The sequence below is a fragment of the Deinococcus rubellus genome (assembly GCF_025244745.1).
Taxonomy (GTDB): Bacteria; Deinococcota; Deinococci; order Deinococcales; family Deinococcaceae; genus Deinococcus; species Deinococcus rubellus.
The window spans coordinates 2,548,770-2,571,896 of sequence record NZ_CP104213.1 but is presented as its reverse complement, the minus strand read 5'-3'; the positions used below and the strand labels follow the sequence as shown (position 1 = coordinate 2,571,896).

The 23,127-nt window shown below is 66.2% G+C and carries 25 protein-coding genes; 7 read left to right on the top strand and 18 right to left on the bottom strand.

Annotated elements, in window-relative coordinates; translation table 11 throughout:
• The first annotated feature begins 35 nt into the window (after nt 1-35).
• Nucleotides 36-1,400, top strand: a complete 1,365-nt coding sequence (locus tag N0D28_RS13215; protein ID WP_260559961.1) for a S41 family peptidase — start codon at nt 36-38, stop codon at nt 1,398-1,400.
• Nucleotides 1,401-1,406: 6 nt separating this feature from the next.
• Here N0D28_RS13215 and N0D28_RS13210 read toward each other — a convergent pair whose 3' ends face one another.
• The 3 genes from N0D28_RS13210 to rny all read right to left on the bottom strand — a co-directional run bounded on the left by N0D28_RS13210 (nt 1,407) and on the right by rny (nt 4,238).
• Nucleotides 1,407-1,946, bottom strand: a complete 540-nt coding sequence (locus tag N0D28_RS13210; protein WP_260559960.1) for a hypothetical protein — start codon at nt 1,944-1,946, stop codon at nt 1,407-1,409.
• A gap of 13 nt (nt 1,947-1,959) precedes the next feature.
• Nucleotides 1,960-2,445, bottom strand: coding sequence for a hypothetical protein (locus N0D28_RS13205; protein ID WP_260559959.1), 486 nt, complete (start codon nt 2,443-2,445; stop codon nt 1,960-1,962).
• Between the two features lie 113 nt (nt 2,446-2,558).
• Entirely contained in the window at nt 2,559-4,238 is a 1,680-nt protein-coding gene (gene rny, locus N0D28_RS13200; protein ID WP_260559958.1) for a ribonuclease Y, read from the bottom strand.
• A gap of 405 nt (nt 4,239-4,643) precedes the next feature.
• On the opposite strand from rny, the gene ubiE reads away from it, so the two are divergent.
• Both ubiE and N0D28_RS13190 read left to right on the top strand, forming a co-directional pair.
• Entirely contained in the window at nt 4,644-5,423 is a 780-nt protein-coding gene (gene ubiE, locus N0D28_RS13195) for a bifunctional demethylmenaquinone methyltransferase/2-methoxy-6-polyprenyl-1,4-benzoquinol methylase UbiE (RefSeq protein ID WP_260559957.1), read from the top strand.
• Nucleotides 5,424-5,432: 9 nt separating this feature from the next.
• Nucleotides 5,433-6,347: a phosphatase domain-containing protein gene (locus tag N0D28_RS13190; RefSeq protein ID WP_260559956.1), complete on the top strand. Its 915-nt coding sequence runs from the start codon at nt 5,433-5,435 to the stop codon at nt 6,345-6,347.
• Here the strand turns inward: N0D28_RS13190 and N0D28_RS13185 are convergent.
• The 6 genes from N0D28_RS13185 to N0D28_RS13160 all read right to left on the bottom strand — a co-directional run bounded on the left by N0D28_RS13185 (nt 6,333) and on the right by N0D28_RS13160 (nt 10,985).
• The gene (locus N0D28_RS13185; protein WP_260559955.1) at nt 6,333-6,923 is read right to left on the bottom strand and encodes a mycothiol transferase; all 591 of its coding nucleotides are present in this window, start codon (nt 6,921-6,923) and stop codon (nt 6,333-6,335) included. The two genes, N0D28_RS13190 and N0D28_RS13185, sit on opposite strands and share 15 nt — an antisense overlap.
• Nucleotides 6,920-7,468, bottom strand: a complete 549-nt coding sequence (locus tag N0D28_RS13180; protein ID WP_260559954.1) for a DinB family protein — start codon at nt 7,466-7,468, stop codon at nt 6,920-6,922. Before N0D28_RS13180 ends, N0D28_RS13185 begins: the two co-directional genes overlap by 4 nt.
• A 21-nt stretch (nt 7,469-7,489) precedes the next feature.
• Nucleotides 7,490-8,167 carry a hypothetical protein gene (locus N0D28_RS13175; RefSeq protein ID WP_260559953.1) on the bottom strand — a complete coding sequence of 226 codons (678 nt, stop codon included), beginning with the start codon at nt 8,165-8,167 and terminating at the stop codon, nt 7,490-7,492.
• A gap of 194 nt (nt 8,168-8,361) precedes the next feature.
• On the bottom strand, nt 8,362-9,546 hold the full coding sequence (locus N0D28_RS13170) for a glycoside hydrolase family 18 protein (RefSeq protein WP_260559952.1): 1,185 nt from the start codon (nt 9,544-9,546) through the stop codon (nt 8,362-8,364).
• Nucleotides 9,547-9,652: 106 nt separating this feature from the next.
• On the bottom strand, nt 9,653-10,303 hold the full coding sequence (locus N0D28_RS13165; RefSeq protein ID WP_260559951.1) for a hypothetical protein: 651 nt from the start codon (nt 10,301-10,303) through the stop codon (nt 9,653-9,655).
• Nucleotides 10,304-10,481: 178 nt separating this feature from the next.
• A complete protein-coding gene (locus tag N0D28_RS13160) occupies nt 10,482-10,985 on the bottom strand; it encodes an RICIN domain-containing protein (protein WP_260559950.1) in 504 nt (167 codons plus the stop codon).
• Between the two features lie 267 nt (nt 10,986-11,252).
• Here N0D28_RS13160 and N0D28_RS13155 point away from each other — a divergent pair, with 267 nt between their 5' ends.
• Genes N0D28_RS13155 through N0D28_RS13145 form a run of 3 tightly spaced genes read left to right on the top strand, consistent with a single transcriptional unit; the run spans nt 11,253 to nt 14,874 of the window.
• The gene (locus N0D28_RS13155) at nt 11,253-13,118 is read left to right on the top strand and encodes a sensor histidine kinase (RefSeq protein ID WP_260559949.1); all 1,866 of its coding nucleotides are present in this window, start codon (nt 11,253-11,255) and stop codon (nt 13,116-13,118) included.
• A 23-nt stretch (nt 13,119-13,141) separates the two neighbouring features.
• Complete coding sequence (locus tag N0D28_RS13150; protein ID WP_260559948.1) at nt 13,142-13,801, top strand: response regulator; 660 nt, start codon at nt 13,142-13,144, stop codon at nt 13,799-13,801.
• Nucleotides 13,798-14,874 (top strand): glycoside hydrolase family 5 protein, encoded by a 1,077-nt coding sequence (locus N0D28_RS13145; RefSeq protein ID WP_260559947.1) that lies wholly within the window; start codon nt 13,798-13,800, stop codon nt 14,872-14,874. The genes N0D28_RS13150 and N0D28_RS13145 overlap by 4 nt, the downstream gene beginning before the upstream one ends.
• Here N0D28_RS13145 and N0D28_RS13140 read toward each other — a convergent pair.
• From N0D28_RS13140 to ddrC, 6 genes are all read right to left on the bottom strand, one after another.
• Nucleotides 14,871-15,464 (bottom strand): tetratricopeptide repeat protein, encoded by a 594-nt coding sequence (locus N0D28_RS13140; protein ID WP_260559946.1) that lies wholly within the window; start codon nt 15,462-15,464, stop codon nt 14,871-14,873. The genes N0D28_RS13145 and N0D28_RS13140 overlap by 4 nt on opposite strands.
• Nucleotides 15,465-15,534: 70 nt before the next feature.
• A complete protein-coding gene (recA, locus tag N0D28_RS13135; protein WP_260559945.1) occupies nt 15,535-16,626 on the bottom strand; it encodes a recombinase RecA in 1,092 nt (363 codons plus the stop codon).
• The gene (gene thpR, locus N0D28_RS13130) at nt 16,623-17,348 is read right to left on the bottom strand and encodes an RNA 2',3'-cyclic phosphodiesterase (protein ID WP_260559944.1); all 726 of its coding nucleotides are present in this window, start codon (nt 17,346-17,348) and stop codon (nt 16,623-16,625) included. The genes recA and thpR overlap by 4 nt, the downstream gene beginning before the upstream one ends.
• A complete protein-coding gene (locus N0D28_RS13125; protein ID WP_260559943.1) occupies nt 17,345-18,607 on the bottom strand; it encodes a CinA family nicotinamide mononucleotide deamidase-related protein in 1,263 nt (420 codons plus the stop codon). The genes thpR and N0D28_RS13125 overlap by 4 nt, the downstream gene beginning before the upstream one ends.
• 124 nt (nt 18,608-18,731) lie before the next feature.
• Complete coding sequence (locus N0D28_RS13120) at nt 18,732-19,220, bottom strand: (4Fe-4S)-binding protein (protein ID WP_260559942.1); 489 nt, start codon at nt 19,218-19,220, stop codon at nt 18,732-18,734.
• A 130-nt stretch (nt 19,221-19,350) separates the two neighbouring features.
• On the bottom strand, nt 19,351-20,088 hold the full coding sequence (gene ddrC / locus N0D28_RS13115; protein WP_260559941.1) for a DNA damage response protein DdrC: 738 nt from the start codon (nt 20,086-20,088) through the stop codon (nt 19,351-19,353).
• Between the two features lie 91 nt (nt 20,089-20,179).
• On the opposite strand from ddrC, the gene N0D28_RS13110 reads away from it, so the two are divergent.
• Complete coding sequence (locus tag N0D28_RS13110; protein ID WP_260559940.1) at nt 20,180-20,677, top strand: hypothetical protein; 498 nt, start codon at nt 20,180-20,182, stop codon at nt 20,675-20,677.
• 66 nt (nt 20,678-20,743) lie between these two features.
• Here the strand turns inward: N0D28_RS13110 and N0D28_RS13105 are convergent, their stop codons facing one another.
• From N0D28_RS13105 to N0D28_RS13095, 3 genes are all read right to left on the bottom strand, one after another.
• Complete coding sequence (locus N0D28_RS13105) at nt 20,744-21,178, bottom strand: disulfide bond formation protein B (RefSeq protein WP_260559939.1); 435 nt, start codon at nt 21,176-21,178, stop codon at nt 20,744-20,746.
• 3 nt (nt 21,179-21,181) lie between these two features.
• Complete coding sequence (locus N0D28_RS13100) at nt 21,182-21,877, bottom strand: DsbA family protein (RefSeq protein ID WP_260559938.1); 696 nt, start codon at nt 21,875-21,877, stop codon at nt 21,182-21,184.
• Nucleotides 21,878-21,947: 70 nt separating this feature from the next.
• Nucleotides 21,948-23,069, bottom strand: a complete 1,122-nt coding sequence (locus N0D28_RS13095; protein ID WP_260559937.1) for a protease complex subunit PrcB family protein — start codon at nt 23,067-23,069, stop codon at nt 21,948-21,950.
• Nucleotides 23,070-23,127 lie beyond the last annotated feature (58 nt).

The window sequence follows — 23,127 nt, the reverse complement described above, 5'->3', positions numbered from 1 at the left end:
ATCGGGACTGATTCGGCGCACAATATAGCCACCTTATGAAACGCCTGCTGCTGCTCGCCCTGGCCCTGAGCCTGACGCCCCCGGCTTTCTCGCAGACCCCCTCACCGCTGCTGGAGTCGGCGGCCAAGCGCGTGGGCACCAGTTCCAGTTCGCCCGCTGTCAGTACCCCGAGCAGCACGGCCCTCCACTCGCCTGCTCAGGACATCTTCGACGAGGTCAACGAGCTGATTCAGGACCAGTACGGCGGCCTCAGCACGGTGGACCGCTCGGCGCTGACCAGGGACTATCAGGCTCGGCTGACGGCGGTGTGCGCCACCGACCCGGCCAGTTGCGCCGCCGAGAAGGCGTTCCCGGTGGTGTCGGCGGAAGTCACCGCGCTGGGCGACGACCACACCTTCTTTCAGGATCCGAGCGACTACCAGGATTTCATCACCAGCGCGACCGGCGGCAACCGGTTGCAGTTTGGTGTGCGGCTGGCGACCCTGGACGGCGAGAGCCGCCTGGTGCTCGACGTGATTCCCGGCAGCGCCAGCGAGGAAGCGGGCCTGAAGCGCGGCGATGTGCTGCGGACCATTGACGGCCAGCCCTACAGCTACGCCGCCCTCAAGACCGCCAAGGAGGCTGGGAAGCCCATCGCCCTGGGTCTGGAACGGCTCGGCACGCCGGTCACGGTGACGCTGGCCTCGCGCGAGAGCAGTTCACGCGACCTGCCGCGCCTGAGCTTCCTGAATGCGCCGGACGGTCAGCCCGGCAAGGTCGCCCTGCTGAGAATCCCCACCTTTCTGTCGGGCGGCAGTGTGGCCCAGACGGTGCACGATGAGGTGCGCTCGGCCCAGGCCCAGAACGCTTCGGGCATGATCGTGGATCTGCGCGGCAACACCGGGGGCGATCTCAGCGAGTGTGACGGTGCGGCCAGCGCCTTCGTGCCGATGTTCACCCGCCTCTCGAAGATGGCCCAGGGATCGAGCCGCACAGTGGTGCGCGGTGGCGCGCGGCTCGACGACGGGCGCATTCGCAGCAGCGTGCAGAGTCCGGCGCTGTGGACCGGCCCGCTCACCGTGATGGTGGACGGCGGCAGCGCCTCGTGCAGCGAATTCTTTGCCTACGAACTTCAGTACGCCAAGCGCGCCACCATCATCGGCGAGGCGACGGCGGGTGTGGGGAACACCGCCACCCGCGTCTTCCCGCTCGACAGCGGCGCGGCCCTGCAACTGACCATCCTCAACTACGCCAAGCCCGACGGCACGCCCTACCCGGTGCGGATCAAACCTGATGTCAGCGCCACCACCGACCTCAACGCGCTGAGCAAGGGCAACGACACCCTGCTGACTGCCGCCGCCCTGACCCTCAAGACGGCCCCGGTCCTGGGCAACGGCGACGCGCAGCGCAGCGTCAACTGAGCCGACTCAGCGTCTGTAGATTTTGAAACGGGCTGTCAGGTCGAAGGTGGCGCAGGGCGCTTCCCCGGCCTGCAGCGGCGAGGCGCAGACGGTCAGCTTGCCGCCTGCGCCCAGGGTGTCGGGTGTGCGCTTCCCGGCCAGGTCGCTGAGCTTGCCGAAGCGGCCCACCAGCTCCAAATGGTCGTAACTCGCCGAATCCAGTGCCAGGTGTAGCGGGTCGCCGCCGGGATTGACCAGCGGCGCGAGCGGCAGCCACTGGCTCTTGCCCTTGTCGCCTCTGACCAACAGGGTCGCCGAGACGCGTGGGATGATGAAGAACGTGCGCCTGCCTGGCCAGCGTTCGCGCAGCGCCAGCGGCCGCAGCTGGCACTGGCCGTAGTCCTCGTCGGGTAGGGCAAAATCCACCCGGTCCACCTTGAAATGGCTGTCGGTGCAGATGAGGCTGATCTTCTCGCGCGGCACCGTGAAGGTGGCGGCCTGGGCACACAGCAGGAGGGTCAGCGAAAGGCAAGCGCCGAGCCGGAGCAGACACGAGGATGGGTTCACTTTGCTCCCGAAGTTACTGGATGAGTTGGGCCTGGATGCTGTCTGTCGGCGGGCTGTACGCGCAACTGAAGTCGGCGCGGCCCGAGAAATTGGAACTGGAGACGACCCAGCCGTCCCAGCGCTTGCCGTCGGTGCTGGAGGTGATCTGGCGGGCCGCTTCCTGGGTATCCGGGAACTGGGCGGCGAGCTGGCCGAGCTGGGAGAGCAGTGCGCGCTCGCAGCGCTCGATCAGGGCGCTGGAGGCGATGCCGCCGGAGAGGTCGTCGGGCATGGGCGGCTGACGCATGACCAGGAAGGCGAGGGCCGCCGCCGTCCACAGCAGCCCGCCGCCCAGCACCCAGCGCCAGCGCCAGGGGCGGGCACGCTGCGCCGCCCGGACCTCGGCCCGGTAGGTTTCGCGGGCGCGGACGTGGGCTGAGCACTGCCGGGCTTCTTGCTCAGCCTGCTCCAGTGCCCGCTCCTCGGCCAGAATCTGCTGTTTCTCGTCCGAACTCAGCATTCCTGCATGGTAGCAAGTGACTCATCTGAGTACAATGAGCAAGATACTCATATAAAAGTCAACCGCCCATCATCGAGGCGGGCGGTTGACTGCGGATTGGTATTGAACCAGGCTTACTTGGCGACGCCGGTGGCCCGCAGCTCGCGCACCACCGTCACCTGCACCTGGCCGGGATATTCCATATCCTGCTCGACCCGCCCGGCGATCTCGCGGGCCAGCAGGGTGGCCTGGGCGTCGCTGACCCGCTCGGGGGACACGATGACCCGCACCTCGCGCCCGGCCTGGATGGCGTAGGCCGAGCTGACACCGGGAAACGACACCGCGATCTGCTCCAGGGCTTCGAGCCGCTTGATGTAACTCTCCAGCTCCTCGCGCCTGGCTCCTGGCCGGGCCGCACTGATGGCGTCGGCGGCGGCCACCAGCACTGAGTAGAGTGTCTCACCGTTTTCCGGGTCGTGGTGGTGGGCAATCGCGTCGATGACCTCGGGCGGCTCAGAAAAGCGGCGACCCAGGTTGATGCCGATCTCGACGTGGGTGCCTTCGATCTCGCGGTCGATGCTCTTGCCCACGTCGTGCATCAGCCCGGCGCGGCGGGCGAGTGAGGCGTCCAGGCCCAGCTCACTGGCCATGATGCCGGTCAGGTGGGCCACCTGCACCGAGTGCTTGAGCACGTTCTGGCCGTAGCTGGTGCGAAAGTACATCCGCCCCAGCAGCTGCATGATGCCGGGTTTGAGGCCCAGCACACCCGCCTCGATGGCCGCCTCCTCGCCCTGGGTGTGAATGAACGACTTCATCTCGTCCTGGGCTTTGTGGACCATTTCCTCGATGCGGGTGGGGTGAATGCGCCCGTCCTGTACCAGTCCCTCCAGAACATGCTTGGCGACCTCGCGCCGCACCGGGTTGAATGAGCTGAGAATCACCGCCTCGGGGGTGTCGTCGATGATCAGGTCCACCCCGGTCAGCGACTCGAAGGCGCGGATGTTGCGGCCCTCGCGCCCGATGATGCGGCCTTTCATCGCGTCGCTCGGAATCGGCACCACACTGACGCTCATGGCCGCCGACGTCTCCGAGGCGCTGCGCTGGATCGCCTGGGCGATCACGTGGCGGGCGGTGCGCTTGGCCTCGCCACTGGCCCGCTCGATCATGGCCTTGACCCGGATGGCCTTTTCCTCCTCGAGTTCGGCGTCGAGGTGAGAGAGGATCTGCTCTCTGGCCTGCTCGGCGCTGAGGCCTGCCACCTCGTAGAGCTTGAGGTCAGCCTGCCGGAGCCTGTCGTGAAGCTGGCTTTCGTCGGCGGTGAGGCGTTCCTGGTGGTGCTCCAGGCGTTCTTCGAGCTGATCGAGCTTGTCGCCGCGTGCGTCGAGTTGCTCGGCGCGGCGATTGAGGCGCTCGATCTCGCGCCCCAGATCCTCGCGCTCACGGCGGGTGTCGGCCCGCTCGGTCTTGAGGCTCTCGCGCTCACGCGCGGCGTCCTGAATAAGCTGGTCGCGCTGACTGGTGGCCTGCAAGACCATCTGGGCGGCGCGCTCGGAAGCGTCCTGAACAAGTTTGCTGGCGTCGCTGCGCTGACGCTCGGCGTCCTGGCGGCTGCGGGCGGCCTCGGCCTCGGCGTCCTGGCGCACGCGCCCCGCCTCGGCCTGAACCGCCACACGAATCTGCTCGGCCTGAAGCTGAGCTTCCTTCACGGCGCTGTCTTCGAGCACCTGACGCTGCTGCCGACCACGCGGAAATCCAGTGACGTAGCCGCCGACCAAACCCACCAGGAGCGCCAGGATGACAAACAACACGGTCATAGTGGCTCCTTTAAACGAAAGTACTGCTGAGAAAAACAAAAACGGGTACGCCCCGCCTGCTGCCTGACGGCAACTGCAGTCTCCCCACGTTCAATTGCGCGGCCCCCGCCCGGAGAAACCCGGAGAGCCGAAAACGAAATCGAGGCGGACGAAACCGGCACCCACCGAAAAGACATTCCTGCGGCGTGCCTGGCTGCCCCCCAGAGGAGCGGGGCGGCCAGGCCCACCTTCAACCATTCTTGAACAACGGGGCCGAAACGAAAAAAGGCTTCCGACCCAGGCGTCAGTCTAGTACGGATCAGTGAGCGCCCCCGGTTGTCCACCGCACAACCACCCGCACGGCCATCCACCGGTCAGCGAGAATGGAGGCAGTCTGCCCCTGCTGGCCCCGCTATCATGCCCGGCATGACGCCCGACTCCCCACTTTCTTCCCAGCACCCCCACGCTGAGATACCCCGCGTGGGTGACAAGCAGGACAAGGCCGAAGGGGTGCAGCGGATGTTCGCCGACATCGCGCCGCGCTACGACCTGCTCAACCGGGTGCTGAGTTTCGGCATTGATAAGAGCTGGCGGCGGGCGGCGGCCAGCGAGGCGTTGCTGCTCGGTCCGGCCCGGTTGCTCGATGTGGCCACCGGCACCGGCGACTTCGCCATCGAACTCAAGCGCCGATCTCCAGAGACCCACATCACCGCCTCGGATTTCGTGCCGCAGATGTTGGACATCGGGCGGAAAAAGGCCCAGGCCCGGCAACTGGACATCATGTTCGAGGAAGGGGACGCCCTCAAGCTGCCCTACCCTGACGCCAGCTTCGAGGCACTCACCTGCGCCTTCGGCTTTCGCAACTTCGCCGATTACGGGCGCGGCCTGGCGGAATTCTGGCGGGTGCTGACGCCCGGCGGACGGCTGGTCATCCTGGAATTTCCGCCGCCTGCCGGGGGCCTCTTCGGCAGCGTTTTCCGGTTTTATTTCAGGCATATCCTGCCGCGCATCGGCGCGCTGGTGAGCGGCAATGCCGGGGCCTACACCTACCTGCCCGAGAGCGTGCTGGCCTTTCCCGACCCGGCGCGGCTGGCCCGGCTGATGCAGGCCACTGGCTTTCGCACCCGCTACCGGTTGCTCAGTGGGGGCATTGCGGCGATTCACGTGGGGACCAAGCTGGGGTCGGCGGGCTGGGAAACACTTTAAGCTGGGCAGATGAACCGCGCCGCCGCCCTGCTTTTTCTGACGCTTTCTCTGGCCCTCGCTGCACCTGCCCACGACCCCGTCCACGATCTCTCGGTGGACGGCTGGGCCTCGCAGCGGGCCACCCACCTCAGCCTTCAGGTGGACGCCTACGACGCCTCACGCCACGCCGGGCTCCCGCTGCTGCAAAATATCGCTCGCTTACTGCCGCAGGGATCAGCAGGCGTGACGGTGACGTGTCAGGCTGGCGAGCAGAGCATCACCGTGCAGACCGATCAAAGCGGTCACGCCCGCTGCGATCTGGCCGCGACAGGAACAGTCAGGGTCAGCCTGGCGAGCGGCGAGTCGCTGATGCCCGACATTCCCAGCCTGCCCGACGCTCCCGTGACCATCATCAGCGACCTCGACGACACCGTGCTGATCACGGGGGGGCCGCAGGGCCGCGCCCTCGCCACTTTCCTGAACGCCACCGTCAGCAACCGGGCCGCTTTTGCCGATATCGCGCCGCTGTACCGCGACTTCGCAGCGCGGGGTTTATCTATCGTCTACCTCTCCAACAGCCCGCTGGGACTGAGCGACTTTCTGCGCACGGTGCTGCCTGCGCGGGGCCTGCCGAACGGCCCGCTGCTGCTGCGCCCATTGGACTGGAAGTCGCTGACCGCCTCAAAGAGCTTCAAGACCCAATCGCTGAACGAACTCGCCGCCGATTTGCCGGGCCAATTTCTGCTCATCGGCGACACCGACCAGAAAGACCCGGAAGTCTACGCGGCCTTCGCCAGATCGCATCCTGGCAGAGTGGTGGGCATCGCCATCCGCGACGTGTCGGGGGCGGGGCGGCGGGCCGAGGTCGGGGGTTTGCTGGCGAATATCGGTGTTCGGGTGGTCCTCAGCCCGGAGGCGTCGGCCTTCGCCTCACTCGTCCGCTGAGTCTGGCTGGGCTTCCTCCCTGGCCTGCGCCCGCAGGACGGCCTGACGCAGCAGCCGGATCTGGCCCCGGTCACTCAGCTCCTCTTCCATGACGTGAAACCAGATCCAGTGGTGGTTCATGTCGGTAAAGCCCGGCAGCGTCAGGCGCTCGGCGAGCCAGGCGTCATCTCTTCTGGCGAGTTCGGCGAGTGTGCCGCGCCTCACCTCCTCCAGCTCGCGCAGCAACTTCTCCAGCGATTGACGGGGCAGCACCGGGCCATGTTCGCCGTAGGTCATGGCTCCCAGGTAAGGGGCGTAGTCCGGTACGTCCTCGGCAAACGGGTCAGTGCCCTGAAAGGAAATGTACTGATACGCCCGCTCGGCGGCGGTCCGGTGCGCGAGTTGCAGGGCAACGGAATGCGGAAAGTCCGGGTAGGTGGTGTTCAGCTCGGCCCGGTCCATGCCCTCCACAGCTTGCAGGGTGGTGAGGCGTGCGTAGGTGAGCATCTCCACCAGCACGCCGATGTGCGGCGAGTAAGCAGGCTGCGGATCAATGCGCAGCGCCCGCGCCCAGGCTTCGGGAGTGGGAGTCGTCATTGCTTCAGCGCCTTGCGGATCAGCCGGATCTGGCCCCGGTGGCTGACCTCGTCTTCCATGACATGAAACCAGGCCCAGTGGTGATTCGGATAATCGAAATCAGGCGCACTCAGGCGTGAGGCCAGCCAGGTATCGCCTCGCCCAGCGAGTTCGGTCAGGGTTTTCGTGCGAACTGCGTCCAGATCGGTCAACAGCTCGTCTAGCGTGCGGCCCCGCACCTTCTCGCCTTTCTTGCCAAAGGTCATAGCCCCGATGTAGGGCGCGTACTCAGCATATTCGGCGACGTTCTCGTGCATCGGATCAACGCCCTCAAAACTCAGGTACTGGTACATCCGGTCGGTGGCGGCGATGTGGGCCAGCAGCATGCCGATGGAATTGGTGAAGTTGGTGGGCACGGCGTCCAGCTCGTCCATACTCAGACCGTCCACCGCTTGCAACGTCGTGAAGCGGGCATACGCCATCATCTGCACCAGTGCGCCGATGTGGGGCGTGTAGGGCGGCTGGGGTTCTATACGGAAGTCCTCTTCCTGCATCCGGCGGGTCATGACGGCAGTCTAACAAGGGTGTTACTTCTGGCAATCCAGCCGCACCCGGAAGCTGGGCGTGGGGGTGGTATAGGTCACGCCGGAACTTGTCGCCGCCGCGATGCTGGGATCGATCTCGACCAGGAGTTTGGACGGCTGGGCCAGGCTGGGCAGGGCGTCGTCGGCATAGAAGGGAATGTTGAAGGTCATCCCGGCGGCCTGCGGCAGCTTGCGGTACTTGAGCTGCTGGAGGTTGTCGGAGGTCAGTGTCGTCCCATCGGCCAGCACCAGTGTGAACTCCTTGAGGCCGGTGTTGAGGGCGTCGATGCTGCGGGCCGTGCCGTTTTTCCACTCCAGATTGAGTATGTAGCCGGGGTGGGTGCCGTATTCGAAGCCTGGCTTGAACGACCTGACGGTCATGCGCCAGACGCCGTTGAAGAGGGTCTCGTTCATGCAGCCTTCCAGCGAGGCTTTCTGGTTGGCTCCGCCGGGCGTGGTGGCCGTTGTTGAAGTCGCCGCGCCGCCCAGCGTGAGCGTGGTGCCCTTGAGGCTGCTGCCGATGCCCAGCAGCTTCAGGGCCGAGAGCGGCACATAGGTCTGACCATTCACCACGATGGCGGGAGCGGGGGCCACCTGGCCGTTGACGATGATGCTGTAGGTGCCGGCGGCCTGAGCGCCGGACAGGAGCAGGGCCAGGGCGAGCGGAACAAGTCGGTTCATGGGAAACCTCCTGCTGAGCAGAAATGATTGAAGTATTTGTCATAAAAGTCTCAAGATTTTTATGACCGAGCGGAGCGAGTGAAATACATGCTGGAGCAGGTGGGAGCGGGCAGGCGTCCCCAGGGGCGTCCGTTCTGCCCAAGACAGTGGAATTGGTGGAGTGCTTTTCTACACCAATGAAACGGACAGATGCTCTAGGGCCGGAAGGCTGCCTTCACCGCGTCCAGCAGCGGATCGCGCTGACCGGCGGGTTTGTTGCCGAAGTGGGCCTGGCCCAGCGTCCAGATGATGGTGCCGCCGAGTCCCTTCTCGCGGGCGTAGCGGCCCTTCTCGGCGATGGACTGTGCGTCCTCGTAGCTGACGAAGGTGCACTTGTCTGTGCCCAGCGGCGTGGCTGAACTCAGGTACGGCACCTTGGCGGCGGCGTCCCACTTCCTGGCGGCGGGCGTGAAATAGCCACTCATCAGGGTGGTGTAACTCATCTGGCCGTCGTCGGCAGCGATTTTCATGCCCGCCGCATTCTGGTTCGGCCCGAGGACGCCCTGGTAACACAGCCCGTAAAAGCCGATACCCAGGCCCAACTTGCTGGCCGGAACACCCGCCGCCAGGTACGCCTTCACGCTGCTGTCCACGCTGCTGGGCGTGCTGTCACTCTCGCCCATCAGCGCCGAGGAGTGCCACGACTTCCAACCCTCGTACACGCCTGCCATGCCGTAGCTCATGATGTTGAGCCGGTCAACGGTCTGGGCCAGGTCGGCGTAACTGGGCCGCGCCTCGTCGGCGGGAAAATTTGAATTGACGAAATTGACCGGTACGGTCAGCAGCAGGTCTGGTTTGGCTGCCTTCAGACTCACGGCCAGCGCCTTCAATGGGGCGTCGTCGGCGCTCGCCACCGGCTCCCAGTCGAGGTCCACGCCGTCAAAGCCGTAGTCCTGCACCAGAGTCAGGATGTTCTGGACGAACACTTGCCGCTTGCCCGCCGACGCCGCACCCACGAATCCGGCGTGCTCGCCCGCGCCGCCGAGCATCAATAGGGCCTTGACGTTATGGGCATGGGCCTGCTGCACCATGCTTTTGGCCCAGGCCGGGCCGCCCACCGCGTCGATGTCAAAGGTCGTGTTGAGGCTGCCGTCGGCGTTGGGTGTGGCGCGGCCCACGGCGAGGTGGGTCAGCGAGGCCCAGTTCAGTTCGCTGGGCGGCAGCAGATCGCGCTCGTAGCCCACCGCGTAGCCCATCACCCAAGCGCCCGAAACGGGGTTGGTGGTGTCAGTCGGGGTCGTGGAAGAAGGAGTGGAGGGGGAGCTGGCAGACCCGCCGCAAGCGCCCAGTGTGAGAACGAGCGAGAGGGCCACAACGGATAAGGGGGCGGGGTGCGGCATGGTTTCTCCTGTCATTCTGGATGTGGGGCACGGCGGGCTTCGGGGTTCAGTTTATGCCGGATCTGAGGCGGGGCAAGACTGGATCTCAATCTTGCCCTCCTCCCGCTTACTGGGCGATGCGGGAAGCAGCTTGTGCGTTGTCGTCTATGGCTTGCTGGCGCACTGCCGGAACCACGCAGACCGCGTCACCCTGGAAGGCGTTGCGCCACACAAAGCCGCCGACGCAGGAGTTGGAGCCGTAGGGGCCGTTGGGATCGCGTCGGGAGGCGGCCCGTGAGTTGTCGTAAGCCGTCTGCTGGCGCACCTGGGGGGTCACGCAGACGTGGTCGCTGGGAATTGCCTCACGCCAGACGTAGCCACTGAGGCAGGTGTCGGGGCCGGAAGCCAGTGGGGCCGGGGCGAGCCGATTGGCCGCCTGGGCGTTGTCGTTGCGGGTCTGTTGGCGCACCGCCGGAACCACGCAGACTGCGTCTCCCTGGAAGGCTTCGCGCCAGACGTAGCCGTTCACACAGGAATTGGAGCCGGAGGAGGCGTTGGGATCGCGGCGAGACCCGGCCTGCGAGTTGTCGTAGGCGGTCTGCTGGCGCACCTGGGGGGTCACGCAGACATGGTCGCTGGGAATCGCCTCGCGCCAGACATACCCGGAAGCGCAGGTGTCGGGGCCGGAGGTGCCAGCGGCCTGGGCGGGGCTGGCCAACATGGAGAGGGTGAGCAGGGCGGGGGCAGCGGTCACCAGGACTTTCAGGATGCTGTTCATGTCATTTCTCCTTGGGGTGTTTCAGGGGCTGTATCTCGGGAGTGGGCGGGTGGCCGCTGGGTTTCTTCTGAAGCTCCTCAAGCGTAGAAGGGGGACTGTCCCGTTGTCTTGAGGCTGGATTTGTCCCGGTTTCTGGGACAAGGGGCTTTCTTTCGGCGTCCCTGTCCCAGTTGGTGTCTCAGTCAAAGCGCACGGAAGCGGGCACCAGCTTCCACAGCTGGCAGGCACCGTCGGCGTAGGTCGAGCCGGGGTTGAGGCCCATGCTGGTGGAGCAGTGGTCGGCGTCCAGGAACTGGCCGTTGATCTTGAGTTGCAGCCGGTTCCAGCCGCCGCCCGCCGGAACGAGTCTCCAGAGTTCGCACGCGCCGTCGGCGTAGGTGGAGCCAGGGTTGAGCGTCACCGGGCTGGCGCAGTGGTCGGCGTCCAGATACTGGCCGTTGCTCTTGAGCTGAATGCGGTAGTAGCCGTCTCCGTTGGGGATGAACTTCCACAGCTGACACGCGCCATCGGCGTAGGTGGAGCCGGGGTTGAGGCTGAGGGTGGCGGTGCAGTGGTCAGCATCGAGGTACTGGCCGTTCACCTTGAGCTGAAGGCGGTAATACTGCGCCGAAGCGGACGAGGCGGCGCTCAGAGAGAGGGCGGTCAGGACGCTGGCGGCGCTGAGGAGCAGGGTCTTGTTCATGGCGGGACTCCTTGAAGCGGTTAGGGAAGGCGGGGAGAGGACAACGTCGTCTGGGACTTGCTTTTGGCTGGGCGAATGGCTGGCCTCCTTTGCCGACGAAAGGTCTGTGGCTGCTGCGCTTGAATGCAACTGCGCTTAAGTGGAACGGTTGAACTGACCAGACCTTAGGTGTGGTGGTGTCCTGTTGTCTTGAGACCGTTCTTGTCCCAGAAGCCGGGACACCGCGCTCCCTCGGCAGCGGGACACGGCGCGGGGCATACTCAGCTCATGCAGGTTCGCCCGCCCCTCGTGTCCACGCCCGGCAGCGCCCGGCGGCTTTTGTGGGCGCTCGAGACGTGGGTCTGGCCCGCCCTGCTGCTCGTCGGCAGCGCTGCCCTGATTTCCGGCGCGCTGCACCCGCGCTGGCTGGACCTGGTCTGGCAGGTGCGCGACCTCACCGACACCCAGTGGCCCGCTGCCTTTACCCGGTTGCGGCTGTGGCTGGACGGTGCCCAGACCGGGCTGGCTGCCCTCAGCGCCGCGTTGCTGCTGACGGTGGGGGGGCGGCAGCGCTACCCGGCGCTGCTGGGCGTGCTGGGGGTGGGGCTGGCGTCCAGTCAGTTGTGGCCCGTTCCGGCAGGCGGACTGCTCAGTTTCTGGCTGCTGCTCGGTGCGGCCTGGCTGTGGGGACTGTCGGACTTGAGGCGGCTGGAGCGCCCCCAGCGGGTATCCCGCGTGGTGCTGTGGGGCTACGGCAGCGTGCTATTGACGCTGCTGGTCTGGACTTTCGGGGTTGTGCCGCTGGAATTGTCGGGGGCAGCCCTGGACCGCGTGCCACCGGGCCTACTTTGGAATGAACTGATCCGGCCCGGCGTGCGCGATCTGGGCCTCGCGGCGCTGCTGCTGTGTGCGGTGCTGGCCTACGCCGAGCAGTCGCCGGGCGCGGTGCGCGGCGGCCTTCTGCGCGGACTGGTCTTCGGCGGCCTGAGCCTCGGTACCGCCCTGCTGTTCAGTGTGGTCGTCGGCGGCTTCAGTGCCCTGCTGCATACCTCGGGCACGCTCTGGCCGTCTCTGGTGGCGGCGGGGCTGGTCGCGGCCCTGATTGAACCGGCCCGCAGCGCCCTGAGCCGCAGCCTGCGCCGGTTGCTCTACGGCGAGCGCGACGACCCTTCAGGCGTGATGCAGGGACTGGCCCGGCAGCTGGAAAGCTCCGGCGGGGCCGCGCCACTCAGGACAGGTCTGGAAAATGCCCTGGCGGGTGTGGCCGCCGCGCTGAGGTTGCCGTTTGTGGCGCTGCGCTTCGCAGACGGGGAAGTGTTGAGCTGCGGTCAGCTTCCCGCGCAGCCGCCTGAAATCCTGCCGCTGACCGCTCAGGGCGAATTCATCGGCACGCTGGAGGTGGCCCGCCGCACCCAGCGCGAGGCGTTCAGCAAGGCCGAGTGGGCGCTGCTGGAAGGGGTGGCGCGCCAACTCGCCGTCTCCGCCCACGCCTGGCACCTGGCCGAGCAGCTTCAGGCCTCGCAGGACCACCTGATCCGGGCTGGTGAGGAGGAGCGCCGCCGCCTCAGGCGTGACCTTCACGACGGTCTGGGGCCATCATTGGCGGGGCTGGGCCTCAAGCTGGAGGCCGCCCGGCTGCTGCTGACCCGCTCGCCCGAGCGGGCCGCCGAGCAGCTCTCGGCCCTGCGGGAAGAGGTGCAGGAGAGTGTCAGCGAGGTGCGCCGGTTGGTCCACGATCTGCGCCCGCCCAAGCTCGATGATCTGGGTCTGGTCGGCGCGCTGGAAGAGTTGCTGGTCGGAGTGCGGCAGACCGGGCTGGACGCGTCCCTGGAACTAAAGCCGTTGCCGCCGCTGGGTGCGGCGCTGGAAGTCGCCGTCTACCGCATCGCCCAGGAAGCCCTGACCAACGTGATGAAGCACGCGCGGGCCAGCCAGGTCAGCCTTTCCCTGAGTGCGGCGGATGGCCTGCTGACGCTGGAGTGCCGTGACGACGGCGTGGGCCTGCCTGACGTACGCGAACCCGGCGTCGGCTCGCGCTCGATGCGTGAGCGGGCCGGGGCGCTGTCTGGTACGCTGGAGCTGGCGGCGGCCCCGGCGGGCGGTACATTGGTGCGTGCCCGCCTGCCGCTTGCCGCCGTGCGCCCTGGTGTTTAAGTTCCTGAGATCAAAGGTGGTCTATGTCCACTGATCCGCCTCTGAATCATCCCATCCGCGTCCTGATCGCCGACGACCACCGCCTGTTCCGCGAGGGGCTGAAAGTGCTGCTCAGCGTGACCGACCATCTGGAGGTCGTGGGCGAGGCCGAGAATGGACAGGCCGCGCTTGAGCTGGCCACCCAGCTTGGGCCGGACGTGATCATCATGGATATTCAGATGCCGCTGCTCAGCGGGCTGGAAGCCACCAAGCGGATTCTGGCCCTGCATCCTGACGTGGGCATTCTGGTGGTCAGCATGTTCGAGGACGACGACAACGTGTTCGCAGCCATGCAGGCGGGCGCACGCGGCTACCTGCTGAAAGGTGCGGCCCCTGAGGAGTTGCTGCGCGGCATCGAGGCGGTGGCGCAGGGCGAGGCGCTGTTTGCGCCCAGCATTGCCAGGCGGCTGATGAGCTACTTCAGCCGCCCCACCAAACTCCCGCCCACCGTGCTGCCGGAACTCACCGAGCGCGAGCGCGAAATCCTCTCGCTGATCGCGCAGGGTGACACCAACCCGAGAATTGCCCGTCACCTGGAGCTGGCCGAGAAGACGGTGCGAAACCACATCACCAGCATCTTTTCCAAGCTGCAAGTCGGCAGCCGCGCCGAAGCGGTGCTGAGGGCCAAAGAGGCGGGCTTGTGAGGTGGCTGCTGACTGCGGCGCTGTTGGCTTCTCTCTCCACGTCGCAGGCCCAGACTTTGCAACTGGGGCGCGGCGTCAATCTGGAAGGTTGGCTGGATCAGACCCAGTTTCAGCCACTGGATGAGGCCAAGCTCGGTCAACTCAAAATGATCAGGGCCGCCGGATTCGACTTCGTGCGGCTGATGGTCAACCCCAACACCCTGATTGCCGCCGTAAACAGCGCCGCTGAACCGTTCGCCTCGCTGACGCGGGTGCTTAAAGCGGCCCAGCAGAACAAGCTCAAGGTGCTGCTGACCCTGTTTGACGAGGCACCGACCAAGGACGCCGTGATCGCGGGCGGCAAGGCCAGAGACACCTACCTGGCGCTGCTGGAAAAGCTGGGCGGGGTGCTTGCCGCTTCCGATCCGCGCATGGTGGGGCTGGAACCGATAGACCAGCCCGGAGCCTGCGATCTCGCGCCCGCCGCCTGGACGCAACTCGAAAGTCAACTCGTCGCCGCCGTTCGCCGCAGCGCGCCCAGGCTTACCCTGGCCGTGACTGGCCCGTGCTACTCCGATTACTACGGCCTGACCACCCTGAGGCCACTGGCCGATGCCAATCTGATCTACAGCTTTCAGTATGTGGAGCCGCTAATGTTTACTCAGCAAGGCAACCCGACCAATAGCGCGTGGAGCTACTTTGCGGGCGTGCCGTATCCGCTTGATAAAAGCAGATTGCCCGCGCTGCTGAGCACAATTTTGAAGGCCACGCCCGCCGCGTCCAGGGCGCTGGTCAAGAAGGAATTTGAAGCGCGTACTGTCGGTAGTTTCGATCAGGCGGCCCTCGCGGGCCAGATCAATCTGGTGTCCGGCTGGGCGCAGCGCAGCGGCGTAAAGGTGCTGCTGAGTTCGTTCGCCGTGCACCGGAGCGCTCCCCCTGCGGACCGTCTGCGCTGGCTGCATGACGTGCGGATGGCGGCTGAGGCGCAGAAAATGGGCTGGGCGGTGTGGAGCTGGGAGAGTCCCTACGGGTACGGGGTGACCGAGCAGGGCAAGCTGCTACCTGAGATGAAGAAGGCGCTGGGGCTGCCCTAACGACTGGGTGCGAGCTGCTCCTTGACGTCTTGCACGGCTTTTGCATCGCCCGCTTCACTGAACGCTTCCAGAGCGGCTTGCCAGTGGGCCGTGGCCTTGCTACGTTCATCTTGCGCGGCGTACCAGTCGCCCAGCCCGCGCTCGCCGCAGCCCAGAGCCACCAGATCACCAGACGCCTGCTGCGCCTGAACGGCCTGCTCGAAATATTCCCTAGCCTTCTGCGCTTCTCCCAGCGCCTGCCAGACCGTGCCGAGTTCGTAGGCGTTGGCGGAGACGGGTAGCGGTGAGTCGCCCAGAGTGGCGATCAACTCAGCTTCCTCCTGAAAGCATTCGAGCGCCGCGTTCCACTCGCCTGCCATTCGTTCCACCATACCGAGCTGATGCAGGCAGACGTGTTCCAGCGGAAGTCCGACATTCTTTGTCCTCAACGCGGTGTAGATGGCGCGGGCTTCCTCGAAACGCCCGGTGAAGGCGTACACGTACCCCAGTCCAAAGGCCCTGCTATCTTCGGGCAGCGTGTCAAACAGCGCCTCAGCCTGTCCGTACTCTGCTTGATCGAGGGCGGCGTAGGCTTGCTGCTCGACGTTCATGCTCCAAGCCTACACGACAAAAAAAGAGCAACGACCCTCGCCGCTGCTCTCCAATCCATCTGCTCGCGTTTTACTCGGCGGCCACCAGTTCCGCTTCAGGCGCGGCGGGCTTCACTGCGTCCTTGACGTTCCCGGCCTTGATGGCGGCGGTGACGCGCTCGCGGATCTCCTGTTCCAGATCGGGGCGCTCGGCGATGTAGGCAATCGCCTTTTCCTTGCCCTGGCCGATGCGCTCCTCGTTGTAGCTGTAAAAGCTGCCCGCCTTTTTCACGATGTCCATGTCGGCGGCCAGGCCCACCAGATCGCTGAGCTGGTCAAATCCCTTGCCGAAGACCAGTGCCAGTTCGACTTCCTTGAACGGCGCGGCCACCTTGTTCTTCACCGTCTTGATCTTGACGGTGTTCGCCACTGCGTCGTTGCCGATCTTGGTGGGCTGACCGATCTTGCGCACGTCGAGCCGGACCGAGGCGTAGAACTTCAGCGCCCGGCCCCCGGTGGTGGTCTCGGGGTTGCCGTACATCACGCCGATCTTCTCGCGCACCTGGTTGATGAAGATGGCGGCGGTGCCGGTCTTGGACAGAATGGCCGTCAGCTTGCGCAGCGCCTGCGACATCAGGCGGGCCTGCAGACCGGGCAGCGAGTCGCCCATGTCTCCCTCGATCTCGGCACGGGGGGTGAGTGCGGCCACCGAGTCCACGACGACCACGTCGATTGCGCCCGAACGCACCAGCAGTTCCATGATCTCCAGCGCCTGCTCACCGTTGTCGGGCTGCGACACCAGCAACTCGTCGGTGTTGACGCCCAGGGCGCGGGCGTACACCGGGTCGAGCGCGTGCTCGGCGTCGATGAAGGCCGCCGTGCCGCCCGCTTTCTGGGCCTGGGCGATGATGGCCAGCGCCAGCGTGGTCTTGCCGCCCGACTCGGGGCCGTAAATCTCGGTGACGCGCCCGCGCGGGATGCCGCCGACGCCCAGCGCCAGATCGAGGCTGAGACTGCCGGTGCTGATGACCTGCACGTCGAGCTTGGTATTGGCTCCCAGCCGGACGATGCTGCCCTTGCCGAACTGCTTCTCGATCTGGCTCATGGCCGTGTCGATGGCTTTGGTGCGCTCCACGTTGTTGTTGGGGGCGGCGGTGGTTTCTTTGGGATTGTCTTTGCTCATGGGGTGTCCTCCAGATTCAGGGCAGCAGTGCCGATCGCTTCTGATTCAGTGCTGGACATAATGGTAGCACGTAATTCGCCGCGCAGTTTAAACATCGCCAGGTTCTCGTAGATTGGCCCGGTCTTCTGGAGGTGGCTGCGGTAGAGTGTGACCGCGCCCGCGTCCCAGCCGGTCTCGAACAGCCTGGGCGGCACCCTCGGAGCCGCGCCCTTCTTGCGGGCCAGGGTGATGTGGGCCTTGAATCCGGCGTTATCTGTTTCCACGCCGAGTTCGGCCAGATCCACGCGCAGCCGGGCGGCGAGGTCTTCCAGGCCCTCGGCCTCCACCTTGACGAACCACACGCGCGGGCTGCCCTCGTTGGGAAAGTAGCCGGTGCCGCGCAGCTTGAGGCCCAGCGGCGGCGTGTCCAGGGTCAGCGTGTCGCCCAGCTTCTTCAGGGCGTCCAGCTTGGTCGGATCGACGCCCGGCAGGTACGCCAGCGTCACGTGGAGCTGATCGGCCCGCACCGAGCGCCAGTTGCCGCGCAGGTCTTTCTGGACGAGGGCGAGCTGCTCGGCCACCTCAGGCGGCACTTTCAGCGCGTAGAACAAGCGTGGGCGGGCCTCGTGGGAGCTGACTTCCTGCGGCGGACCGTTCCTGTTGCCCGGCTTGCCTGGCTTTCTGGTATCTGCCTTGCCTGCCTTTTTGGTGTCCGGCTTGCTGGTGCGGCGCGGCCCGGTCATGAGTTGACCTGCTGGCCTGTGGAGACCTGGCCCACTGGCGATTGACCCAGCGCCCGGAATGCCAGATTGAGCGCGGCAGTGGCGGCCCGCTCGCGCACCTGCCCGGCGTCGCCCGGCCAGTTGACCAGGGCGCTGCGCTCCAGGTTCTCGCCCACGATGGCCACCGCCACCTGCCCTGCTGCCTCACCCTGGGTGACGGCGCTGACACTCAGGCCCATGTCCGCGCCGAAGCGTTCGCGTGCGCCGTGAGCGAGTTCCAGCGCGGCGGCCTGGCTGCCCAGCCCGGCCTCGCCCAGCGTCACGGGCGTCAGGCCGAGGGTGAGCAGGGTCGCGTGGTCGTCGGAAATGGCCACGCCTTTCAGCGCCGACTCGCCTGCGAACTGCACCGCCAGGCTACCGCTGCTGCCCGCCTCCACGATGCCCAGGCTGCGCCCGGCCAGCAACGCAGCGACGGCGCGGGCCAGCGTGGCAGGTGGGTCGCCGGGCTTTTCCTCAGCCCAGATGTAGTTGCCCAGCGCGGCGCGCACCTGGGCCAGCACCGGGGCGGCCAGGTGCTCGGCCTCACCCGATGTCGCGGCACTCGCCGCCACCCGCACGTCGGTTCCGCTCCTGCGGGCGTAGGTCGCCACGCTGGGATTGGCCACCCGCGTCAGCTCGCCCAGGAGCTCGGCCACGTTGCTTTCCCCGATGCCTGCCGTGTGCAGTGTCACCGCCCAGAAGGCCCACTCCGGCAGGTTCAGGCGCGGCAGCAACTCTTCTCTGAACATCCGGGTCATCTCGCGTGGCGGCCCCGGTAGGGCGGCGATGCGTTTTCCAGCAAATTCGTGGTCCGGCGGCAGGGTCACGAACCAGCCCGGCGCGGTGCCGAGCGGGTTGGGGAGCGCCTGGGCCGAGGGAATCAGCCAGGTCTGTTTGCGGTTGATCGGGGCCATCACCCGGCCCCGCGACGTGAACAGATCGTCCAGCCAGATCAGCAGTTCGGGGTCTTCGGTGGGCGTTTCTCCGGCCACTGCCGCGATGCTCTCGCGGGTCAGGTCGTCGTCGGTGGGGCCGAGGCCGCCGCCCAGGATGACCAGATCGGCCCGTGTCAGGGCTTCTTCAATCAGGCCGCTGATGCGCTCCAGGTTGTCGCCGACGGTGGCTTTGCGCCGCAGGGTGACGCCGCGCGCTGCCAGTTCGCGGGCCACGAAGGCGGCGTTGCTGTCCACGATCTCGCCCAGCAGCAACTCGGTGCCGACGCTGATAATCTCGGCGTTCAAGTGGACCTCTGCCGGAAGCGGGGAATGGGGCGGGGTGCGGGGTCAGTGGGGGAGATCAACATAGCGACAGCATAAACAAGGTTGGCGGGCGGCGTACTGGGGGAGACAGGTGCGCGCGGCTTGTTCAGCCGGTGTTGATCCTTTCTCCGCCTGCTGCCTCGAACCCGCTCTGGCGGTGCGAGCCGTCGCAGTAGGGCTTGTTGTGACTCGCCCCGCAGCGGCACAGGGCGGCTCGGGTGTCACGGACGCTGCCCTGCGCTCCTGCGATCATCAAATCACCGCGCACGAAGAGGGGGCCGTTGGCGCGGACCTCGATGCTGGTCGGCCCCGTCGGTTCAGCGAGAGCAGATTTGGCGGGGCCGTTCTTCAGCGCATAGTGTAGTGCCCCGGTGGGGCAGCGCCGCACCACCTCGGCCACCTGTTCGGCGGGCGCGGCGTCGGCCTGAATCCAGGGCCGGGCGGCGGTATCGAAGACCTGCGGCAATCCGCGAATGCAGGCGGCGAAGTGAATGCAGCGCGCTTTGTCGTAGTAAACCGTGAGGTCCGGCGCGGTGTAGGCGCGGCCCCAGTCGGGTGCGGGCGTGGGTGGCGGTGGCAATTCGGGTTGGCTCATCACTCTCTCCCCGGCGTGCTGGAAGCCAGCGCTTTGCCCAGCGTTGCTACGGCAAGTGTCGGCACAGCAAAAGCGCCGCCCGTATCTTGTCACGGGTCGGCGCTTGTATGGGTGGCTGATCTGGTGGAACTTAGCTGGCCCGCTCCAGACCGCCCGCCCAGGTCTGACGTTCGCGTCTGGCAACCTTGCGGTGCAGTTCCAGGATGGCGTCGTTGCCCTCGATCTGGCCGCCTTCCAGCGCGGCGGCGGTCGCGGCGTCGAGGTACGACAGGCGGCGCAGTTCGTCGGTGCTCAGGCCGTCGCGGGTGTGCTTGACCCCGCGTTCGCGGCGCAGGGTGGCGCTGTCTTTACCCAGCACGCTGCGGTTACTGACGCTTCCGAGCTGCCCAAATACCGGGCCGTGACCGCCGTGCCGGGCAGCGGCGCTCATCAACGTGCGGCGGGCGTCCTGCGATTCGAGCCGGGCGTGGAGCCAGCTGCGAGAGAGCGGCTCGGCGTTGCGCTCGGCAATCTCGGCGGCCAGGTGAATGTCGCCGGTCAGGGCGCGGGCGTAGCTCTGCTGCATCCGGCGCTGAATCCGGCGGGCGGGGGTGGTGTCGCTGCGGGCGGCCAGGGCCACGAACTCGGCCACACTGAGGGTCGGTTCCGGTCCCGCACCAAAGTCGCTGAGCACCCGGCTGAGCTGATGCGTGTGCTCGAAGGCGGCCCAGTGTGGGCTTTCCCAGTCCTGGCGTGCCCACCCGGCGGCCTGGGTCAGCCCCAGCACGGCCAGAGCGCTGGCGGCGTGCAGACGTCCGTCCGCACTCTGCGGCACCCGGGCGCTGCCGATCTGAAGGGTAGGGGCTACCGTTTTGAGGATTGCAGTCATAGAAGTATTGTAGCATAATTCTGCTGAAAACATAATAGATGAAGTACTTCCCGACTCCTTCAGACGCTCAACTTGTGGCAAAATCGTGCGCGTGAACCCCCGATTCCCCCTCCTGCTGACCGCCTGCCTCGCCGTCTGTTTCTCGGTCTCTGGGGCGGTTGCCCAGGCCGCCGTAGCGCCTGACGCTCCGCCTCTTGCCGGGCGCTACGGTGTGCAACTCGGCGGGGTGCCGCCTTTTCTGGTGTCTGCCGGAGGCTACGCCCGGTTGTCGGATACCGGGTCCAACCGGCTGGAAGGCCGGGTGCTGCTGAGTAGCGCCTTCCTGCCGACCTTTGCCAGTGCGCTGGGGGCCGAGGCCGATCTGCTGATCAGCCGTCCCCTCTCCGAGCGCTGGCGGGTGTACGGCGGCCTGGCAGCGGCAGTCGCCAATATTTCGCCCGGCGATCAGTCCACCTATTTCGGACTGGGCGGTCTGGTCGGTGTCCGTAGCGGGCCGGGGCTGGGCATCTTCGCCGAGGCGGGTGTGGCGACTTTCTTCGGCGGCGTCACCGGGCCGCTGCTCCGGCTGGGTGTCAACTACAGTTTCTGATGCTGCCGAAACAGAAAAGCCGGAGCGCACCAAGGCTCCGGCTTTTTCTGCTCTGCGGCGCTCGGTTCAGGCCCGCTGGCGCGGCCAGCTCAGCAGCAGGATGATCAGCGTGAAGGCCACCAGGCTCAGCACCGGGATGGTGACCACATTGGACACGCTGCTCAGGTTGCTGCCAAAGATCGGCCACTTGGCGTCACAACCAGTGCCGATGGGACCTGCCGTGCAGGCTTTGAGGGTCTGCACCACGCCCCAGACTTCGAGGTTCTGGTAGAGGGCGATCAGCCAGCCGACAGCGGCCAAGCTCAGCCCGTAGACCCGGATATTGAAATCGGCACGCAGCGCCGCCACCCCCAGCACAATCGCCAGTGGGTACATGAAGACGCGCTGAAACCAGCACAGGATGCACGGCACGAAGCCGCGAATCTCCGAGAAATACAGGCTGCCCATCGCGGCGACCAGGGCCACCACCCAGGCCAGATACAGACGGTTGTCGCGGGTCACGGTTTACTTCTTGGCGAGGTCGGCGTCAATCGCCTTGCCAATCTCATCGGCGCTGAAGTTTGCCGCCAGCACGCCGTTGACGAACACGCTGGGGGTGGAGTTGACGCCTGCGTTGACCGCCTGCTGCTTGTCGGCCTCGACCCGGGCCTTGGTGGCGTCGCTGTCGAGGCAGGTCTTGAATTTGGTCATATCGAGGCCGTCGACGCTGCCGGCCAGGTCTTCGAGCTTCTCCTTGGTGGCCCACACCTGGGTCTCGTCACCCTGGGCGCGGAACATGATGGTGGACATGCCCTCGTAGCCGTCGTTGCCAGTCTGGTCGTAGGCGCACTCTGCCGCCTGGGCTGCCAGCACCGAGTCGTTGGTGGGAAGGTTGTCACCCAGGAAGGGGAAGTTGATCTTGTACATCTTGGCCTTGCCGGTGTCGATGTACTTCGACTTGATCTGCGGGTAGATGTTTTCCTCGAAATTCTTGCAGTTGGGGCACTTGAAGTCCTCGAAGGCCACCAGGGTCACAGGGGCGTCGGCCTTGCCCAGAAACGGCTGGCCGGTCAGGTCGAAGGTCTTGGTGCTGGCCTGGGTGGCGGCTGTCTGGTTGCGCTGCACCGCCCAGACGGTGACGCCGATCAGCAGCAGGGCCACCAGGGTGCCGACAATCAAAACAATGCGGTTGTTGGAAGAGGAGCCGTTGAGTCTGGTCATAGTCAGAGCAGTTTAAGGGCTGGAGCGGCGACCATTGACCCAGCCCAGATGAGAGAGCCCCGGCGGGCCTTTACTGGCCGAGGCGCTGCCCGTTCTGGTCGCGCACAGTGACGCTGGCGAACTGGCCTTGCACCGCCACGATGGTCCAGGGACTGGTGATCGACTGGGTAGTGATGCTGCCGGGGCCGGGAGCGCGCACGTTCACCGTGATGTTCAGCGCCGAGCCACTGGCACTCACCGACTGCACCGTGACACCGTAACCCCCGGTGGGGCGGTTGCCCAGGAAGATGCCCACGGCGGTCTGGCCCAGGATGATCGGGGTGGGCGGCACCGGCACCTGACGCCCGTAGGCCGAGTTCCAGAGTGCGCCGAGATCGTCCTGACTGGAGGCCAGCTTGACCTGCGGAGTGCTGGCCAGGGCGTTGCTGCCGCTGGCGACCTCGCGAAACTTCAGGGTGGTGCCAGAAGGCACGGGCGCGTTCGAGCCGGAACCGGTCACAGTGCCTCCAGTGTTTCCAGTGTTGGTGGTCGTGGTGGTCGTCGTGGAGGTGATGACCGACAGCGGCTGGAGGTACAGCCCGGTCCGCAGCGTCTCGGTGGGGGCAGGTTGCGCGGCCAGTGGCGCGTCGGGCAGTTCGTCTGCGGGCAGCACCGTCACCGTGAAGGTGCCCTGGGTGCCCAGTGCGCTGCTGAGCACGCTGGCCTCGCTGGCAGTGAGCTGGCCTGCGCCGCTCAGGCCGCCCACCGGCTGGGCGGTGGCCTGCACCTCGCTGCCCGCCGCCAGTGCGCCGCTGAGCCGGTACCAGGCCCCGCCGGTCACCAGGTAGGTGGCAGCAATGTTCTGATTGGCGCTCACGGTATAGGTCATGCCCTGCTGCACCACGCTGGAGCGCGGCAGGGCGCTGCTGGTTTTGCTCTTGTAGACGGCCCGGCCGCCCACGCTGAGGCTGCCCGGCGTGCCCAGTGGATCGCTGATCTGTGGGCGGAGTTCCAGGGTCTGTCCGGCCAGGCTGAGGCTGCCCTTGCCGCCGGTGAGGCTGCCGTAGACCCACGTCAGCCGGTCTTGCGAGGAGCCGTAGAACAGCACCTCATGCACCTTGAGGTTGCCCGCGCCCTGCATGGTGCAGCCCGACAGTAGCGCCGCGCCGAGCAGTGCGCCCGCGCCCGAGAAAATGCCCGCAGATTTCTTCATGCTGCTCATCTTAGTGGGGAGGGCTGATGCACGACTGAAGGAGGATGAAGCTGGCCTT